Here is a 17,691-nt window from a genome sequence, read left to right on the forward strand (position 1 = left end):
TCGAAGAGGCTGGGACAAAAAAATAAAAAAGAAGATAAAAATCCTGCATTATGTAGAATTCTGCCGTTGATTTAAAAGCGCCCCCTTTGGATCACGAAAGGAGGGCACTTAACCTTTTGAGTTTATTTATAATTTCGTATTGTTTAGTGTCATAGTTAATTCCTTGAAGCTCTAAGCGAATAAAAGTACCACAAAATAAAAATTATACCTACGACAAAGCTCAAAATAGTTAAAAGATCTATTTGTGGTAGGTTGTTTAAGGTTTGAGAAAAGAGTGCTCTTGTATGAGGAGAATCATAAGAACTAACAATAATTGATGCGCTAATAAACTTTGTTGCGTAAAAGATACTAGATATGATGATGAGCATACAGCCAAGATTAAATTTCCACAAAATAATTTCACCTCTGTTACACAGTAAAATAATTTAGAGGGTAGGTAAAGGGTTACACTTTTACTTTTTAAATTATAAGCTAGTTTGCATACTATTAAATGTTTGAAATGAAACACGTGTTACATAAGTCAGGAGCAGTATAAAAACGGGCGTGGTATCTCTACCTCAGAATTACTACATTCCTTGTCTAAAAAGGACTTTTCATAGAGTAACCGTTGAACCTTTACTATTTCGAAGTAACCCTCAAAAAGTACCCATCCGGGTCGACTAATTTAAATCCTCTCACCCCCCATTCGTATTCCTCAATGTCAACGGCAATCGGATAGTTGTGGGCCAAACACCTTTCATAAACATCCTCCAGGTGGTCGACCACAATAATGAGTTCAAACCCCTTCCCTTTTTCCATTCCGCTCGTCCTATTAAAGTAATGTTCCTCATCCAACACACTGTCTGCGGTCACGAGAAGGGAAAAACAATCGTAATTAAAGCGGCCACATCGCTCATTCCTCCCAATCATCTCCAACCCAACAATCTCTTGATAGAAAGATAATGATGTTTCGATATCCTTTACATAAAGCTCGACTCTGAAAAGAACCGTCATTTCCCTCACTCCTTTTTTAAGCTACAAGATTATTTTTATTGTAAATCTTTTTTCAAATTATTGACAAGATAAGCTACTCTGTAATACTATATACTTGTAGTAAGTGATACTAAGTACCATTAACTTAAATAATATATAAATAGGTGATGCATTTGGAACATAATACAGAAATGCTTAAAGGGGTTCTCGAGGGTTGTGTGCTTGAGATCATCAGTCGTGGCAAAACGTATGGCTATGAAATAACACAGCAGCTAAGAGAGCTTGGATTTACTGATGTAGTTGAAGGCACTGTTTATACCATCACCATGCGTCTGGAGAAAAAAGATCTGGTTAACATTGAAAAAAAACGATCCAATGTAGGCCCACCAAGGAAGTTTTACACGCTCAATGAAGCAGGTCAAAAGCAACTTGATGAGTTTTGGGTAAAGTGGAATTTTATCTCTAGTAAAATGGCAGAACTGAAATCAAAAGACATAAAGAGATAAGAACGTATACCTAAGGAGGAAACCCCATTGAACTTTTTTGAAAAAATAACCGGTAGCGATATGAACAAAGCCATCAAAGAGTTTGAAACCCGCGTAAAAGCATTACCACCTGAGTATCAATCAGCATGGAAAGAAATCATTAATCACCTTTGGATCCACTCTGATTTCACTGGACGTAATTTGATGCCGATCTTTGAAAACGTTCTTGAACTGCTTGAAGTAGCATCAGCAGACGGGCAAGGCGTGGAAGACGTCCTTGGAGATAATCTCGAAGGCTTCTCTACAGCCTTTGTGGGTGACGAAAGAGCAAAGACATATCGAGATCAATGGCGTGAACAGCTCAACAAAAACGTAGCCAAAAAAGTAGGAGGATCGAAATGAATATTAAAAAAATCATTGAAGGAAAAAGAGAATGGCGAGCCCATGTCGTACGCGTGAAATCACTCCCTAAAGATTACCAGATCGTTTATAAAGAAATTCAAATATACCTCTTTAAAGTTGGTCCTATTGAGCTATGCGAAGGGAACGGACTTCTCTCAGACATTCTCGATTTTTTTGAAGAAGGAGTGCTGGCAGGAAAAGATGTGCTTGAAATCACTGGAACTGATGTCGCTTCCTTTTGCGATGAGCTACTGAAAGATTCTAAAACGTATGCGGATCTTTATCAAGAATCCATGAAAAAACGACACACGTGATTAAAAGGTAAAGGGAACAGAAACTACGCTCTGTCCCCTTACCTTTTACAAGCCTCTTTTTCAGACCAAGTCCCATCATGTCTTTAGTCTATCGATCCAGTCATGTCCTTCTGGAAATTGATCATTCAATGAATCTTTCAACCAATTAATTTCCCTCTTACTCATGATTGGTAGAAGCGTCTCTAAATCAAACACGTCTTTTTCCCTTATGTGAGAGCTGCCTCCTTTATATAACAATTGGATCTCAGGCCTTAAATAAGGAACACCTTCAGCGGTTTGTAACCCAATCTCCTCAATTGGCCGCGTGATCGTCTTTTTTCGCTTATAGAGCCAATCCCCTCCATGCGTATCAACGATCATTACTTGAAAATTCCACGTGTCACTCCCTATTCTCTTAACCCAAAGATTATCAAAATAAGACGGTAACACTTCATTTCGCTCCCAAAGAGTCAGTTCACCTTTAACCGCTTTGTACAATTCCCACCGCTCCGTCAAAGCCGCATTAAGTTTATGAACATCGTCCCTTACTATAACAACGTCGATATCGTCATGGTCTCTCGTTTTTGCACCCACATACAAGTCAAGCGCCCAACCACCTGCTATCCACCATGGTATAGACAGGGTTTTGAATAACTGCTGAATGTCCTCTATTGGTAATGGTTTCCATATAAACTGCTTATTGACCATAATGAACACCTCATCTATGTGCAAATTAAACTCAGAATAAAATATCATTGGATATTTATGTTAACATAAATATAGTGAACATACAGATTTTTGAAACAATGAAAACAGGAAGGTTCATTCATCTAATAAAGGGAGAGCATCATCCCTTATGAAGTAAAATTCAAGGAGAGATAAACATGAGTGTAATATCTGCGATAGCGAAGGCTTTTTTACAATTCGGAGCCATTTCAGTAGTAGTTTTATTGGTTCTAGTCCTTGGCATTTTCTATTTATTTAAGACTGTAAAAAAGAGTAAGGAAGAAATGTAAATCCCTACATCATTTGAAATACGTTTAGAGGATCACAAAACCAGAATGCTGCCACGTGTGAGAAAGGGAGAGGAAAACATGACTTTCACAAAAGAGTTTGTCGAGATTGATGGGCATCAAAATGGGCTGTTTATTGAAACGGTCGATGATGCAAACCCCGTCCTCCTCTTCTTACACGGGGGACCTGGTTTTCCACAAACACCGATTATCAAACAATCGGGACTGAACTGGAAGGAACTGTTTACGGTTTGCTACTGGGAACAACGAGGCACGGGAATGTCTTACAACGCTTCAACACAAGGCGAGATTACCTTAGAAAGGCTGATCACGGACGGAATCACTGTGACGGAGCATCTGAAGAAAACGTTTAATAAAGAAAAGATTTATCTATGCGGACACTCCTGGGGGACCCTCTTGGGAAGCATCATGGCTCATCGGTACCCTCAGCATTTCCACGCTTACATCGGCATTGGGCAGTTGGGAAGACACTTGGAATCAAACAGGGACACCTATGCGTTTTTGCTAGAAACAGCCATAACCAAAGGGGATAAAAAAGCAGTAAAAGATATTCGTTCTGTTACCTTTGATGAAGACTTTTATAAAAGTAAGGGGTACCGGAGAATACTCGGCCGTTATTTAAATCGATTCGGTGGTGGAACGAAGAAAAACGGCTACTCTAACTTAGAAGGAATCAAAGATTTACTCGGATTTCGCCACTATACTTGGAAAGAGCGCTTCAATATACCAAAGGGAATTTTCACAAGTTACGACGCCCTCTCAGAAACAATGGCAAAGTCGGATACAGCTTCATTAACACCAACGTTTGAGATCCCTTTATATATCATCCATGGAGTAGACGACTATTCAACGAGCTACAACGAAGCGAAACGCTTCTTTGAAAAAATTGAAGCCCCTTCAAAAAAGTTGTTTGCTTTTGAGAACTGTGCCCACTCCCCTTTTATAGAAGATCAAGATCGATTCATCAAGATTTTAAAAACGGAGGTGTTGGATGACTCCATATTAGTTTAAAATTGAGAAAGGTGGTGGCGACTTGGGAGTAGTTGAAGTCTTAGCTTTTTCTATTGCAACACTTTCTTTTTCTCTAGCTATCTTTTCAATGGGTAAGGTTGAAAAACTAGAAAAGAGAATAAAAGAGTTAGAAGATAAAACGAGCGCATAGCTTTTTAGTTGAAGGATCTTCAGCTCGATTCAAGGAGATGAATACTCAATAATGGGCGTTATTGTTTCAGCGATTTTTATAGTGATCTCTCTCTATTTAACCCACATCATTGGTGAAAAATCAGTAAAGTTCTTAAAAGATAGAAACCTAAATAGAGAGGTAAGTTGGTTCGCTTATGCCTTCTCTTTTATCGCATTATTCTTGGTGCTTCGGGTAATCGATCACAATACCGATCTATACATCTCTTTTTTCACTGATGCAGTTGGTGTTATTGGCAGCCTGAATCTTTTATACCTTATTTCTTTACTTATTTTAAAGAGATTTAATATGAAGTGGTATCAAAAGTTTGGGAAAGAGTTAGAAAGGTATGATAGAAATCTTTAATCGTGTAGGTTGGAGAATAGCATTTTCCTTATAACTAATTGGTGGAATGGTTATCATCGAATGAGGTTCATATGAGGAAGTCTTAAAGCAGTACCAAAGAAGTCCTTTTAGAAAGAGTGTTGGGATGGGGGCGTTAAACTTGAAACGAGGTAAAACAATTGGGTTTGGTTCGGTTTCATTATTGCTCTTTATCGTTGGGATTTTATTTTCCTTATCATTCGGTAATCAAGAATCTATTGGAGATCGAATTTTACGATTTATTGGATTAAACCCCTGGTCAAACGGTGACACAGGGCTACACTATACAATCTATTATTCACTTATTTTCTATCTACCTGCATGGATGATCGGTTTTACGTTCAACAATGACTTGGGGGCAAAACTAGGTAGAACTCTCTCACTGATTATGATGGTATTCATTCTATTAAGTTTGTTTTTTATTGCTGTTTAGATAAGGTGTCTAGAAATGAAAGACAGATGGAGGTAGGAAGTTTGGAAAGTAAGAGCAAACACTTAAACAACATACAGTTAAAAGCTTATCGTAATTCTTCGTTTATCCTTTTTCTTTCGTATGCCTTTTTTGTCGTTTTAAATGATATGGTATTAAATCTAGATCTTGATTATAAGTATATTTTCACCATAACATTCGTTTTAATGATTTTTGTTTTCTACATAACCATTTTCACAAGCAACCTTAGAAAGAGTAATTAAAATGATTATACTCTTAAATCAGTGTAGTAGGCTCCGCTTCACGCTATTCGCCCCCTTTCTGCGGCGATGCAGGCGAGCCTCGGGCAAAGCCCTTGCGGTGTCTCTCCTGACTCCACGGCCGCAGGAGTGTCGCTACTAGCGTTTAGCTACGCAAAGCAAATTGAAACGGCAACTCATCAACGGAAAAAACAAACGTTAGTTAGTCTGAAGTATGGAAGGTGATGTTAAGATGTTACTTACTATATCTCTCTTAGTATTGATCATAGTAGGATTACTACTTAGTTATAACGGAGTACATAAAAAGTCCAAGCTCCTTCTATTCATTGGTGTGATAGCGTTGGTAGCTCCATTGTTTTACTTTGTAGGTTGGACTCCGTTCTTACCTCTTGTTCCAGTCATTGCGATCGTCATGACCATTCTAGTTGAAAAATTCGTGTTAGATTAATAAAATACATACGGTAGCTAACGTATAATTCTCTCTAGGTGTTTGAATGTCAATACATAATTGGAAACCATTTGCATTTTTAACCTGTATATATAAAGATTAAAGTGATCCTACAAAACGGTGCACAAAATGTCGGATGACGAAATAGTACTCCTGTTATTCTATTGATGAAAGGAGGTCAGGAGATGGATTTGCTAAAGGGTATGAATAATGCCATGAATTATATTGAAGAAAACCTTACTAACGACATAAACTTCAAAGAGATATCAAAATTAGCTCAATGTTCCGAGTATCACTTTAAACGAATGTTTTCCTTCCTCGCTGGAATGGCGTTATCCGAATATATACGCCGGAGACGACTAAGCTTAGCAGCAGCTGAGCTTCAGAATAGCAACATAAAAGTAATCGACGTTGCGATGAAATATGGTTACAACTCGGCAGATTCCTTTACGAGAGCTTTTGTCAGCTTACATGGTGTAACACCTTCTGAGGCAAGGAGCAAGGATCAGTTAGTAAAAGCATTTCCATTCATGACCTTCCAGTTATCAATTAAAGGAGGACATGAAATGAATTACCGAATTGAACAAAAAGATGCATTTAACATTGTAGGTATTATGAAACGAGTACCCATTGTTTTTGAAGGTGAAAATCCGGAAATAGCAGCAATGTGGCAATCGTTAACAATCGAAAAAATAGAGGAATTACAAACGCTCTCTAATGTCAATCCAGAAGGCATGATCCAAGCGTCTACTAACTTTTCTGAAGGACGTATGGAAGGAAAAGGAGAATTGGATCAGTATATAGGAGTCGCAACAACCAAAGAAAACCCTCAACATTTTGTAAAACTTGACGTTCCTGACCTAACCTGGGCGATATTCGAATCAACAGGTCCATTCCCTAGCACCCTTCAGGAAACGTGGGGAAGAATTTATTCTGAATGGTTCCCGTCATCAAACTATCAAGTAACAAAAGGACCTGAAATCTTGTCTATCAAGAGCAAGGATTTATCTTCACCTACCGTGAAATGTGAGATTTGGATTCCGGTTTTGAAAAAATAGTTATTCACTTTTATTTGTATAACAAAAGGCATGGAGACCACCCTCCATGCCTTTTTACATTCTCCCCTACTCTTTCACTGAGCCAGACGTAAGACCCGCTACGATTCGTCGCTGGAAAAGGAGTACGATGATCACAATCGGAATCGTCACGACAACCGTTGCGGCAGTGATATCGCCCCATGGAATCGTGTACTGACTTTCATACATGGAAAGCCCGACTGGAATCGTACGCCAGCGATCGGCGGTGTTGATCGTCAACGCAAACAGATACTCGTTCCACGCAGCGATAAACACGAGAATCGCCGTCGTAAATACACCTGGTGCCGCCAGTGGGAAGATGATCTTTCGAAAAGTTTGAAACGGTGTTGCCCCGTCAAGCTTGGCACTTTCCTCGAGCTCGTACGGAATCTTTTTAAAGAACGTCGCCAAAATCCAAATCGCCAACGGCAAACTGACCGTAATGTACGGAATCACAAGGCCAAGGTAGCTGTTACGAAGGCCAAGGCCTGTGATTAAGTTGTAGATCGGTGAGATGATCGCGATTTGTGGGAACATAGCCGCAGCCAGTACGACTCCTAAGATCACTCCTTTAAAGCGAATCGGAAGCCGTGTTAACGCGTATGCCGCGAGAGAAGCAACAGAAATGGCGAGAACCGTCGTTAATGTGGAAACGGCAAAGCTGTTCCACATGTACAAGTGAAGGGGCCGCGTGTTAAAGGCGCTTATATACGATTGAAACGTGGGATTCGTTGTGAACCAGTTGAATCCGGAGAAGATCTCGATCGGCGGCTTGATTGATGTGAGAAACACCCAAATAAACGGAAACATGATCACGAATACAAAGAGACTTAAAAACACGTAAAACTTGATTCCTGCTTTCTTTTCCATCGTCGGTATCCTCCTTTATCCTCTGCCGCCACGACTTTCAAACAAGTCGGAGCCGATGATTTTTATAAATAGTGTGCTGATGATCGCCACTGAAATGAACACAATTACCGATAACACGGCACCTTCACCGAAGTTCTGCTGAGCAAAGAGAACCTTATACGCATAAACGGAAATCGATTCTGTTCTGTTTGCCGGTCCTCCCCCGGTTAATACATAAATGAGGTCAAACACACGAAACGCATCGAGCGTTCTGAACAACAGGGCTACGAGAATCGCCGATTTAAGCATCGGTAAGGTAATCTTGATGAACGTCTGAATCTTATTCGCTCCATCCACTTCTGCTGCTTCGTAAAGCGTTCGAGGAATCGTTTGTAGCCCGGCTAATAACAGAAGCGCCATATACGGCGTCGTCTTCCATACGTCAGCTAAAATGATTGCAGCCATAGCCCCGGATCCTGTACTGAGCAACACAGACGAGTCAGAGATAATGCCGAGCTGGGCAAAGTAATGAGACACGACGCCAGACTGACCGTCGTATAAATACCGCCACATCATCGCCCCAACGGCCGTTGGAATTGCCCATGGAATAAGAACGGATGCTCGAACAATACCTCGTCCGAAAAACGCCCGGTTTATTACGAGTGCTACAGCGAGACCGATTACAAGCTCGAAAAACACAGAAACGGTCGTAAACAAAACCGTGTTCCACATGGCTCGCCACATCCGGTCATCTTGAAGGTACTTTCCGTAGTTTGTAAGTCCGATAAAGTTCGGTCGAATCAGGCTGCGATCTGTTGTTAATAGACTAGCCCCAAGTGACGTCAGCTCGTCTTCCAATCCTTCATCCGATGTGGTTTCAATGAACTGTTGAATTTGCGCCCGTCCGTCCTCGATCGTTTCTGTGTAAGATTCGGCGAAGTCATTTGGCAGCCTCGCATACCGAAGATCCGAATCGTTTACAGGCTGAAACATCATCACCATATCGTCCACTTCATCGTACTGTTCAGCCATTCCGTCCAATTCAAGAAGCTCTTGGTGGTGAGAGGCAATATCCATTTCTAGCTGTTCAAGGTACGCTTGCACCTCTCCTTGGGCTGAGGAAGCCAGAGATGACAAATCACGCTCAAGATAAAATTGATTATCCACATACGTTTCCAAGTCGATTTGATAGTTTAGTGTCGTTTGATTTCGGGTCGGATCATTTAATCGATAGTCAAAAAGACTGTTGTAAAACGATTGGGCGATTGGCCAAAGGGTAATCACTGAAATCAAAATAATCGCCGGCAAGACCATCAAATAACCGAGCTGTGACTCCGTTAAACTAAACCCCCGCTTCTTTTTTTCCCCCATGTCTGTTCCTCCTTTATTAACCAAATTGTGAAATCGTTTTCAGCAAATTGTAAAAGAAAGGCCTTCAATTGAAGGCGGTAAAATTCCTATACAACAGTGTTTACGTCGACTGTCGAATGATCAATTGAAGAGGAAGCATCTCGGTTTGGGCTTTCCCTTTACGCTTATGTTTGATCATATCGACCATCAGCTCCATCGCTCTGGAGCCCATCATATTGATCGGCTGTTCGATCGTCGTAATTCCCGGATCAATCAAATCGGCAATCGGTTGATTGTCATACCCGACGACCGCAAGATCTTCAGGAACCCGGCAACCAAACCGCTTCGCTTCTTGAATAATACCGGCCGCCACTTCATCTCCTCCTGCAAAAATAGCCGTCGGTTTGTCAGTCATGGCGTAGATCCGTTGAAAAATGCTTTTCCCATCTTCAATTCCGTAATAGCTAATAAAATTCCAATCCTCTTTGACCGAAAGACCATGTTCTTCAAGTGCCTTCATAAAGCCTTGTTTCCGGTCATATGTAAGTTCAATGCGATCGGCTCCGCCGGCGTAGGCAATTTTCGTGTGGCCTCGCTCGATCAAATGCTTGGCACCCAAGTAGCCACCGAGTTTTTGATCACACTTGACGGTAGGCATAATTGCATCGGAATCGTATTCGTTGCATGCGATAATCGGCCCGTACTTTGTAAATGGCTCTAGCTCGGCCCATTTGTTTTGCATCGATGCCATGATGATTCCGTCCACTTGCTTCGTTTTCAACAGTTTTAGATGTTCAATTTCTCGCTTTGAATCGAGCCGGGAATCACACAAGATCAGTTGATACCCTTTTTCCCCTGCAATCTTTTCCATAGAATCGACCAAGTGACTGAAAAATGGGTTTACGATTCGTGAAATGATCACAGCAATCGTATTCGTTTTTTGACCGCGCAGTCGTCTGGCTGATGAATTCGGAACGTAACCGAGCTCGTCCATTGCAGCGAGAACGGTCCTTCGCTTGTCATCGTCTACGTATGGATGGTTGTTGATCACTCGAGAAATCGTACTCGGTGAAAGCCCAGTCCGTTTTGCCACTTCTTTAATTGTAGCCATGTGCATCCCCTCTTTAGTTCCATTTAACGGATGTAAGATCCCTGTGTACTGCCGTTTTTCACACGACTTTTAAATTTAGATTGAGTATATTTCGCTCCAGGCGGACGCTTTCCGCGGGCATCACTTCAGCCTCCTCGGGAAAAACGCCCTGCGGGGTCTTCAGCTGATGCTATTCCCGCAGGAGTCGCCACCCTTCGCTCCATACGTTACTCTGTATAATTTCAAAAACAGCTTATAAATAATGGAAGTGAACGTCCTCGTCCACTTCCATTCACCTGCTCGTTACTCGCTTAACGCTGCTTCCATTTGTGTTTGCATGTTCGATGCTGCTTCCTCTGCGCTAATGTCTCCTGCGAGCGCTCTTGACAGCTCGATTTGCATGATGTCTGAAATTTGCGGATAGATTGGCGTGATCGGTCTTGGTACGGCATTGTCTAGCGTGCGAACGAATTCTTCGTCTGCAAAGAGCTGAGCCACACCTTGAACGTCGCTGTCTTCATAAAGTTCTGCGATCGTTGGTGCAAGTCCGCCTTCCATAGCTGAGATCTTCTGACCTTCAGGGCCCGTCATGAATTTCACGAATTCCCAAGCGGCTTCAGGGTTTTCACTGTAACGGTTGATCATCGTCATCCAGCCACCAAGTCCAGCAGCACTTCCTGCATCACCGGCTGGTAAAAGGGCGAATCCAACATTTCCTGCAACACGTGACTGATCTTCGTCCTCCGTCATCGATTGCATGTAAGGCCAGTTACGGGCAAATACGGCTTGTCCTTCAAGGAACGCTGTGTGCGTTGCCGGCTCGTCAAAGTTTAAAATGTTACTCGGAGAAGACTCCGCGTCAACAATCTCCTTCATTTTTTCAATCGCAGCCACAGTCTCCGGGCTGTCCACCGTTACGTTTTGGTCTTCATCAAGCACTTGCCCACCGTACGCGCTAATAAACTCGATGGCGTTTACAACAAGTCCTTCGTATTGGTTCGCTTGCATCAAGTAACCAAACTCGGTCCCCTCTTCGCCCGCATACTCTTCTGCCATCTCAAGGAGCTCGTCCCACGTAGTCGGTGGCTCATCTACAATGTCTGTGCGGTAGTAAAGAAGTCCAGCATCTGTAAATTTCGGCATCGCCCACTGACGACCATCAAAATGACCCGATTCTACCGTCCCCGGGAAATAAGCATCCATATCGATACCATCTTCTTCAATAAAACGATCAAGTGGGAGAACGTATCCTGCTTGAGCAAACTCTGCCGGCCAGATCACGTCCGCATCAAATACATCGATTGTCGCGTCCCCTGCCGAAAATTCTGTTACGTATTGGTCGTGAGACTGTCCCGTATCGGACGGCATATCACGATATTCAACTGTAATATGAGGAAATGCTTCTTCAAAGGCTTCGATTAAAACGTCGGTACTACCTGTGGCATCATTTCCGCGAGCATAGGTAATGGTTACTTCTTCTTGATCGCCAGCTGCTGCGTCACCTTCGTCAGCGTCATCGTCTCCAGCTTCGTCGTCATCGTCGGCCCCGTCATCTTCTTGCTCCGTGTCATCCCCGTCAGCAGGATCCGTGGTCGCATCCGTATCCTCATCGTCTCCACATGCTGCCATCATAGCAACCATCGACATGGCAACCGTACCCGTTAAAACCTTCTTCCAGATCTTCATTTCATTTCCCCCTTAAAGATAAGTATGTTTGAGAGTTCATGGATGTTTTGATGATCGAAATATCTGATAACGATTTCATACTTTTCTTAAAAAAGAGCATTTAACAGAGGTTGGATTAATCAAAAGTCTCGTAAATGCATGTGAAAGTATGTAATCGTTTTCATAGATTTATTATATGAGTGTATGAAAACGTTTTCAAGTACTTTTTTGTTAAAATTCAGAATTTTATGTTTCCATCCTTAAAGTGCATATTATTTAGATGCTATATGAAACTTTTTCCATATTCACTCGTATATGTAGAAACACTTTTTTTAAGGAGGTCATCATGAAGCGAAGAATATACACTCTTCTTTCACTCTCTGCTCTTCTCGTATTTACAGCTTGTGAGAACATCTCAACCGGGAGTTCATCAAACGAATATGGGCCATATGGAGAGAAGTATTTTTCCGAACAGGACAGCTATTTTCCGACAGAGGAATGGCGTTTAGCAACACCTGAATCACAAGGCATGGATTCTGGTAAGCTCATTGACGTTTTTAGTGAGCTTGATGATTATTATTCCAACTTGCATAGTGCCATCATTATCCGCAACGGCTATATCGTTGCAGAAAAATACCACAAAGGCTACACACCGGAAATAAAACAATGGATCTATTCTGTTACGAAAAGTATTATGTCATCACTGGCCGGTATTGCAGTCGATAAAGAGCACCTTCATTTGGACACCAGTCTGACAGATGTTTTTTCAGACTACTCTCTGGAAAGTCCAAAAGAAAAACAAGACATTACTTTGGAACATCTTTTAAAGATGCGTTCAGGATTGGAATTACGTTACAATAGGAATTATTTCAGCTTAGAGGACCCCCTTCAGTTCATGTTAGACCTACCGGTGAAAGAAGAACCTGATAGCTCCTACAACTACAGTGGCGCTGATTCCCATTTAATTTCGGCTATGATTCAGGAAACTTCGAATACACGAACGGTTGATTTTGCACAAAGGTACCTGTTCGATCCCTTACATATTGAAAATGTTTATTTTACTGAACTAAATGGCATAGCAGCCGGCTCAAACGGCCTCGCCATGACGCCTCGAGATATGGGGAAGATCGGCTTGCTTTATTTAAATAATGGCAACTGGGACGGGGAACAGGTAGTGCCAGAATCATGGATTGAAGCATCCACAGAAACAACTATTCTGGATGAAACATTGTATGATAGTCACTATGGATATCAATGGTATGTTGATACTATTGAAGACGAAACGGTTTATTATGCTCAAGGAGCCTATGGTCAGTATATCGCCGTAATGCCTGACTTGGATTTGGTTACGGTCTTCACATCAGGGTATTCCCCTTCTGAGAGAAGCAGTCTTCCAAGAATGTTTGCACCGATCATTCAATCCGTGATTTCTGACACATCGATTGAGGAAAATGAGGAAAAGTGGACTGCTTTATCAGAATACCTCCAACCGGAAGCGCTGAATGGAGAAGGAATTGTCAATCATTTACCCGTTAACGTAAAAGAACTGGACGGTAACAGATACAACTTAGAACCTAATGACTATAAATGGGATGAGATCACGTTTACGTTTAATGACGATGATATGATTCTAAGCATCCTAGAGGGAGATAAAATAGCTGAGATTCTCATTGGTTCAAAAAGTGGCCCCCGTGTAAGCCATAATGAGATTATAGGAGCCGTCCGAAGTGAAGGAGAATGGAAAGAAGACAGCCTCTATATAGATTTTGATCGAATGGAATATCTCTACTCACTCTCATGGGAATTGACTTTTAAAGGTGAAGATTTTGAGAGGCTGATCTTGACTGAAAGGATCTCATATGATGAGGAAACTGTTATTGAAGGAGAGATTTCGATAGATTGACGGGTTAAGGGAGGGGATTTACGAGTTCAGCTAGTTAATTTACGACTTAGCATCCTGGATTCCCCGGTACTTGTTATTTATTTACAGCTTCACGATTGGAATTCACGGGTGAGATCCAGACAAGCATTTCTCGCACCTCCACCACCCTCATTCACGGGTTCGGATCCTGGATTCCCCGGATCGGGGTGAGTTATTTACGTCTTAACATCTTGGATTCTACGGAACATGTAATCTATTTACGACTTAGGCATCAGATTTTACGGGTTAGCCCATCCTCCCGCCTTCCGAATAAACACAAAAAACCCCCAAGAGCACCATTTGCTCTTGAGGGTTAATCTTATCTACAATCTTACGCACGAATGCCAAAGAATTTTTTCACTTTCGTAAACATGCCTTTATCCTCATCAAGGTTCATGAGAGGAACGGACTCTCCGCTAATGCGACGGGCGATGTTTCGGTAAGCCAATGAAGCACGGCTTTTTGGATCCATCGCGATCGGTTCGCCGGAGTTTGATGCTTTGATCACGTCATCGTCATCAGCAACAATACCGAGAAGATCAACAGCTAAGATCGACACAATCTCGTCCACTTCAATCGCATCACCCGTCTTAATCATTTGCGGGCGAATACGGTTTACGATCAGGCGCGGTGCGGATATCTCTTCTTTCTCCAAAAGACCGATAATGCGGTCCGCATCTCGTACAGAAGAAATCTCCGGTGTCGTGACCACAATTGCTTGATCGGCACCAGCCACAGCATTTTTATATCCCTGCTCTATTCCTGCAGGACAGTCGATTAACACGTAATCGTAATCTTGCTTCAATTCCTCAACCAGCTTTTTCATTTGTGCCGGCTGAACAGCGGACTTGTCCTTTGTTTGAGCTGCAGGCAAAAGAGACAGACTCTCAAAACGCTTATCTTTAATGAGGGCTTGATGAAGGCGACAATCTCCATTCACGACATCTACCAAGTCATAGATAATCCGGTTTTCAAGACCCATAACCACATCAAGGTTCCTAAGACCGATATCCGTATCCACCAAGCACACTCTTTTTCCGTTCAAAGCAAGGGCTGTCCCCAAATTTGCGGTCGTTGTCGTTTTACCGACACCACCTTTTCCAGAAGTAACGACGATGGCCTCTCCCACGTTCGATCTCCCCTTTCTATGCACACATGATCCTTCGTCTATCTATTATTCTACCACGAAAAAACCAAATGGCTATTATTATCATTCAGGCAAGTCATCCGAAATATGAGGGCGGACTTGACCTACTTTTAACATACGATCAAGAACAATTTGGTCGTTCTCATCGATATACGCGCATTCCATTTCCCTTACTCCGTCCCCTTCTTGCTCTGGGGGCCTCGTAATTACATCAGCAATGCGAAGCTGGGATGGGCTCATCTCACCGGCACAAATGACCGCCTGTTTGTTGTCATTTCTCCCTGCATGGGCGACCCCACGAAGGGCACCGAGTACATAAATGTTGCCCGTAGCTTTCACGGTCCCCCCGGGGTTTACATCCCCAATCAGAACTAAATCGCCTCGAACCTCAATGACTTGTCCTGAGCGAACCACGCGTGCCAGTCGTGTAATCTGGCTGTCCAATCGCATTTCTTCCGCTTCCTCTTTTGTGATCACATCGGTTTCGATTGTATCAATATCCGCTGAAATATGATCGTTAAACTGTTCTTGAAGCATGGCGATTTGCTCTTTTTCCAAATAGCGTTTGCCAGTCACGAGCTTGATTCGCACACGGGCGCTATTTTCTTGTGGTTGCGGACGCTCCGAGAGCTTGTCTGCCAACTCTTCCATCACATCTTCAAAGGCGCATTGATCATTTAAGACAAATGTTAAGCCGTCTTTTGTTCCTTTTATGATGACGTTTTGCTGTTTCACTTGCTTTTGAGTCATGATCAATCACCTCTAACCTGTATTTGAAAAAAACGACAGATGTTCGTTTACATGAAGATACCTCAAGCTTCCCATCGATAAACACCTAGGTTGCTTTTTATTTAAATCGAATCTTTTAAGCTACGTTGAACGGAATACACTCCCTTTCCGCGGACTCACGGTGAGCCTCCTCGTGGTTCCCACTGCGGGGTCTCACCTGTCTCGTGATTCCGCAGGAGTGTCGCATATTCCGTTCAACTCCGCCTCTATTTCTTTTAATAAACAAGATGTTCCTAATTAGGCGTGACAGAAAGGAAGTATTAGATGAAAATACGAACAATACGCGTACAGAGCGGATGAAATATACGTAGACTCCTGCGGGAAGAAAAGCGAAGGTGAGACCCCGCAAGGCAAAGCCTGAGGAGGCTCAGCCGCTTCCCGCGGAAAGCGAAGTATATTTCAGAAGCGGCGTATTTGCACCGCATATAGTATGTTCGTGTTTTCATTAATAAAAACACTCCTATCCCAACCTCATTCCTCCACCATAAAACCCTAGCCTACAGCAACTCCTGCTTTCTTTTTACCACATATAAAATCCACTTGCGAATAAAAAAGCCAGTTGCTACGAGAATCAAACCGTTAAACACGAAGGTTGGCAATAACCTCATGTAGAAAAACATATTATGTGGCTGGCTCGCAAGCCCCATCAACGAATACATGCCGTACACAAAATACTCGAGACCGACCACAGCGAGAAGAGCCATGAAAATCGTCATACCAAGGTTTTTTTGAAAAAACGGAATGGAAAAAGACACTAAGTACACCATCACAGCCATTCCAAACGTATACACACCTAGAAGGGGAGAATAGATAACGTCATACAAAATGCCAAAACCGATCGCATAAAGCATCGCCGCTCCACGCCCTTGCAAAATGCCAACAAACACGATCACAAGAAGCACCCATCTTGGGATTAATGTATAACTAAACCCGTGCAAATCCGGTGCAAAGATTTGATAAACCGTTCCCTCAAGTACGAAAAACAAGAAGAGGACAAGAAAAATGGAATATCGAATCATCAGTCATTGTCCTCATTTTCAGGATCGATATCAGATTCAAGAGATGCCGCTTCACGTTCCACGACCATCACGTAATCGAGCTGATTAAAGTCGGCAGAAGGTTTCACGTATGCTTGTTGCGTCAAGCCGAACTCATCTGACTCATATTCCACGATCTCACCAATCACAAGGTTTCTCGGGAACACACCACCAAGTCCGGAAGTGACAACCGTCATCCCCTCTTCAATTTCAGCATCAATATCGATTTTCGTAAACTGAAGATAGCCGGATTCATCGCTGATTCCTTCAATGAAGCCAAACACCGCTTCTTCTCCGTCTACCATGGCACTGATCCGGTTCGTACGGTCCTGGTCACTCAACAGCTGCACCGTTGATGTGAGCTGAGAGACACTCCGTACTTTACCAATCAAACCTTTACTCGTCATCACTGCCATATCCTCTTCAATCCCGTGTTGCGCACCTTTGTTAATTCCTATGTACTCGGTCCACCGATCAGGAGAACGGCTGATCATCATGGCCGAACGCAAGGAAAAATCATAAATCTCCGGGTCGTCCAACAACTCAAGAGACCCTTGAAGCTCCTCATTGTGACGACGAAGCTCAGACAATTCCACCTGCAGCGCCGCATAATCGTCCAAATGAGACTTTAACACTTTATTTTCTTCGTAGATTGTTCGCATATCATTGATGCTCTCAAAGAAACCCGCTACACCGTGAGCGGGTCTTGAGAAGGCAGACTGAACCCAGCCAACACTATCATTGAGCAACTGCTCGGGGAGCGAGGCAGAACGCCTTTCGCTCATGGAATACCCGACCAATGCCACTAGCACAATGATGCAAACAAGCAACGCAATTAACCGCTTGTTTGAAAAAAATGGGGCCATTCAGGACACCTAC

The 17,691-nt window shown here is 42.6% G+C and carries 21 protein-coding genes; 11 read left to right on the forward strand and 10 right to left on the reverse strand.

What is annotated here, in order from left to right:
• Positions 1–618 precede the first annotated feature (618 nt).
• Positions 619–993: a VOC family protein gene (locus tag G476_RS0113030; RefSeq protein ID WP_026690486.1), complete on the reverse strand. Its 375-nt coding sequence runs from the start codon at positions 991–993 to the stop codon at positions 619–621.
• 152 nt (positions 994–1,145) lie between these two features.
• Between G476_RS0113030 and G476_RS0113035 the strand changes: the two genes are divergently transcribed.
• The 3 genes from G476_RS0113035 to G476_RS0113045 are packed head-to-tail and all read left to right on the forward strand — an operon-like array spanning position 1,146 to position 2,173.
• Positions 1,146–1,478 (forward strand): PadR family transcriptional regulator, encoded by a 333-nt coding sequence (locus tag G476_RS0113035; protein WP_026690487.1) that lies wholly within the window; start codon positions 1,146–1,148, stop codon positions 1,476–1,478.
• Between the two features lie 27 nt (positions 1,479–1,505).
• Positions 1,506–1,859 (forward strand): DUF1048 domain-containing protein, encoded by a 354-nt coding sequence (locus G476_RS0113040; protein WP_026690488.1) that lies wholly within the window; start codon positions 1,506–1,508, stop codon positions 1,857–1,859.
• The gene (locus G476_RS0113045; RefSeq protein ID WP_026690489.1) at positions 1,856–2,173 is read left to right on the forward strand and encodes a DUF1048 domain-containing protein; all 318 of its coding nucleotides are present in this window, start codon (positions 1,856–1,858) and stop codon (positions 2,171–2,173) included. Before G476_RS0113040 ends, G476_RS0113045 begins: the two co-directional genes overlap by 4 nt.
• Before the next feature lie 75 nt (positions 2,174–2,248).
• Here G476_RS0113045 and G476_RS0113050 read toward each other — a convergent pair whose 3' ends face one another.
• Positions 2,249–2,860, reverse strand: coding sequence for a nucleotidyltransferase domain-containing protein (locus tag G476_RS0113050; RefSeq protein WP_026690490.1), 612 nt, complete (start codon positions 2,858–2,860; stop codon positions 2,249–2,251).
• Between the two features lie 176 nt (positions 2,861–3,036).
• Between G476_RS0113050 and G476_RS24075 the strand changes: the two genes are divergently transcribed.
• The 7 genes from G476_RS24075 (at position 3,037) to G476_RS0113090 (ending at position 6,946) form a co-directional block, all read left to right on the forward strand.
• Positions 3,037–3,168, forward strand: a complete 132-nt coding sequence (locus tag G476_RS24075; RefSeq protein ID WP_281170453.1) for a hypothetical protein — start codon at positions 3,037–3,039, stop codon at positions 3,166–3,168.
• A gap of 78 nt (positions 3,169–3,246) precedes the next feature.
• The gene (locus G476_RS0113060) at positions 3,247–4,197 is read left to right on the forward strand and encodes an alpha/beta fold hydrolase (RefSeq protein WP_035186479.1); all 951 of its coding nucleotides are present in this window, start codon (positions 3,247–3,249) and stop codon (positions 4,195–4,197) included.
• 22 nt (positions 4,198–4,219) lie between these two features.
• On the forward strand, positions 4,220–4,348 hold the full coding sequence (locus G476_RS24080) for a hypothetical protein (RefSeq protein WP_281170454.1): 129 nt from the start codon (positions 4,220–4,222) through the stop codon (positions 4,346–4,348).
• A gap of 51 nt (positions 4,349–4,399) precedes the next feature.
• A complete protein-coding gene (locus G476_RS0113070) occupies positions 4,400–4,732 on the forward strand; it encodes a hypothetical protein (protein WP_026690492.1) in 333 nt (110 codons plus the stop codon).
• Between the two features lie 139 nt (positions 4,733–4,871).
• The gene (locus tag G476_RS21995) at positions 4,872–5,183 is read left to right on the forward strand and encodes a hypothetical protein (protein WP_156906570.1); all 312 of its coding nucleotides are present in this window, start codon (positions 4,872–4,874) and stop codon (positions 5,181–5,183) included.
• Positions 5,184–5,672: 489 nt separating this feature from the next.
• Positions 5,673–5,888, forward strand: coding sequence for a hypothetical protein (locus G476_RS0113085; protein ID WP_026690494.1), 216 nt, complete (start codon positions 5,673–5,675; stop codon positions 5,886–5,888).
• A 185-nt stretch (positions 5,889–6,073) separates the two neighbouring features.
• Positions 6,074–6,946 carry an AraC family transcriptional regulator gene (locus G476_RS0113090; protein ID WP_026690495.1) on the forward strand — a complete coding sequence of 291 codons (873 nt, stop codon included), beginning with the start codon at positions 6,074–6,076 and terminating at the stop codon, positions 6,944–6,946.
• A 66-nt stretch (positions 6,947–7,012) separates the two neighbouring features.
• Here the strand turns inward: G476_RS0113090 and G476_RS0113095 are convergent, their stop codons facing one another.
• The 4 genes from G476_RS0113095 to G476_RS0113110 form a co-directional block, all read right to left on the reverse strand.
• Positions 7,013–7,834, reverse strand: a complete 822-nt coding sequence (locus tag G476_RS0113095; RefSeq protein ID WP_026690496.1) for a carbohydrate ABC transporter permease — start codon at positions 7,832–7,834, stop codon at positions 7,013–7,015.
• A 15-nt stretch (positions 7,835–7,849) separates the two neighbouring features.
• Positions 7,850–9,184, reverse strand: a complete 1,335-nt coding sequence (locus G476_RS0113100) for a carbohydrate ABC transporter permease (protein ID WP_026690497.1) — start codon at positions 9,182–9,184, stop codon at positions 7,850–7,852.
• A gap of 100 nt (positions 9,185–9,284) precedes the next feature.
• Positions 9,285–10,274: a LacI family DNA-binding transcriptional regulator gene (locus G476_RS0113105; protein ID WP_026690498.1), complete on the reverse strand. Its 990-nt coding sequence runs from the start codon at positions 10,272–10,274 to the stop codon at positions 9,285–9,287.
• A gap of 282 nt (positions 10,275–10,556) precedes the next feature.
• Positions 10,557–11,939, reverse strand: coding sequence for an ABC transporter substrate-binding protein (locus tag G476_RS0113110; protein ID WP_026690499.1), 1,383 nt, complete (start codon positions 11,937–11,939; stop codon positions 10,557–10,559).
• A gap of 325 nt (positions 11,940–12,264) precedes the next feature.
• Here G476_RS0113110 and G476_RS0113115 point away from each other — a divergent pair, with 325 nt between their 5' ends.
• Positions 12,265–13,821, forward strand: coding sequence for a serine hydrolase domain-containing protein (locus G476_RS0113115; RefSeq protein ID WP_026690500.1), 1,557 nt, complete (start codon positions 12,265–12,267; stop codon positions 13,819–13,821).
• A 349-nt stretch (positions 13,822–14,170) separates the two neighbouring features.
• On the opposite strand, the gene minD is transcribed toward G476_RS0113115, so the two are convergent.
• The 4 genes from minD to mreC form a co-directional block, all read right to left on the reverse strand.
• Complete coding sequence (gene minD / locus G476_RS0113120) at positions 14,171–14,968, reverse strand: septum site-determining protein MinD (RefSeq protein WP_026690501.1); 798 nt, start codon at positions 14,966–14,968, stop codon at positions 14,171–14,173.
• An 81-nt stretch (positions 14,969–15,049) separates the two neighbouring features.
• Positions 15,050–15,736, reverse strand: coding sequence for a septum site-determining protein MinC (gene minC, locus G476_RS0113125; RefSeq protein ID WP_026690502.1), 687 nt, complete (start codon positions 15,734–15,736; stop codon positions 15,050–15,052).
• A gap of 536 nt (positions 15,737–16,272) precedes the next feature.
• On the reverse strand, positions 16,273–16,794 hold the full coding sequence (gene mreD, locus G476_RS0113130; RefSeq protein ID WP_026690503.1) for a rod shape-determining protein MreD: 522 nt from the start codon (positions 16,792–16,794) through the stop codon (positions 16,273–16,275).
• Positions 16,794–17,678 carry a rod shape-determining protein MreC gene (mreC, locus tag G476_RS22000; protein WP_035186482.1) on the reverse strand — a complete coding sequence of 295 codons (885 nt, stop codon included), beginning with the start codon at positions 17,676–17,678 and terminating at the stop codon, positions 16,794–16,796. The genes mreD and mreC overlap by 1 nt, the downstream gene beginning before the upstream one ends.
• Positions 17,679–17,691 lie beyond the last annotated feature (13 nt).

It is taken from the genome of Alteribacter aurantiacus DSM 18675 (genome assembly GCF_000429705.1).
GTDB lineage: Bacteria > Bacillota > Bacilli > Bacillales > Salisediminibacteriaceae > Alteribacter > Alteribacter aurantiacus.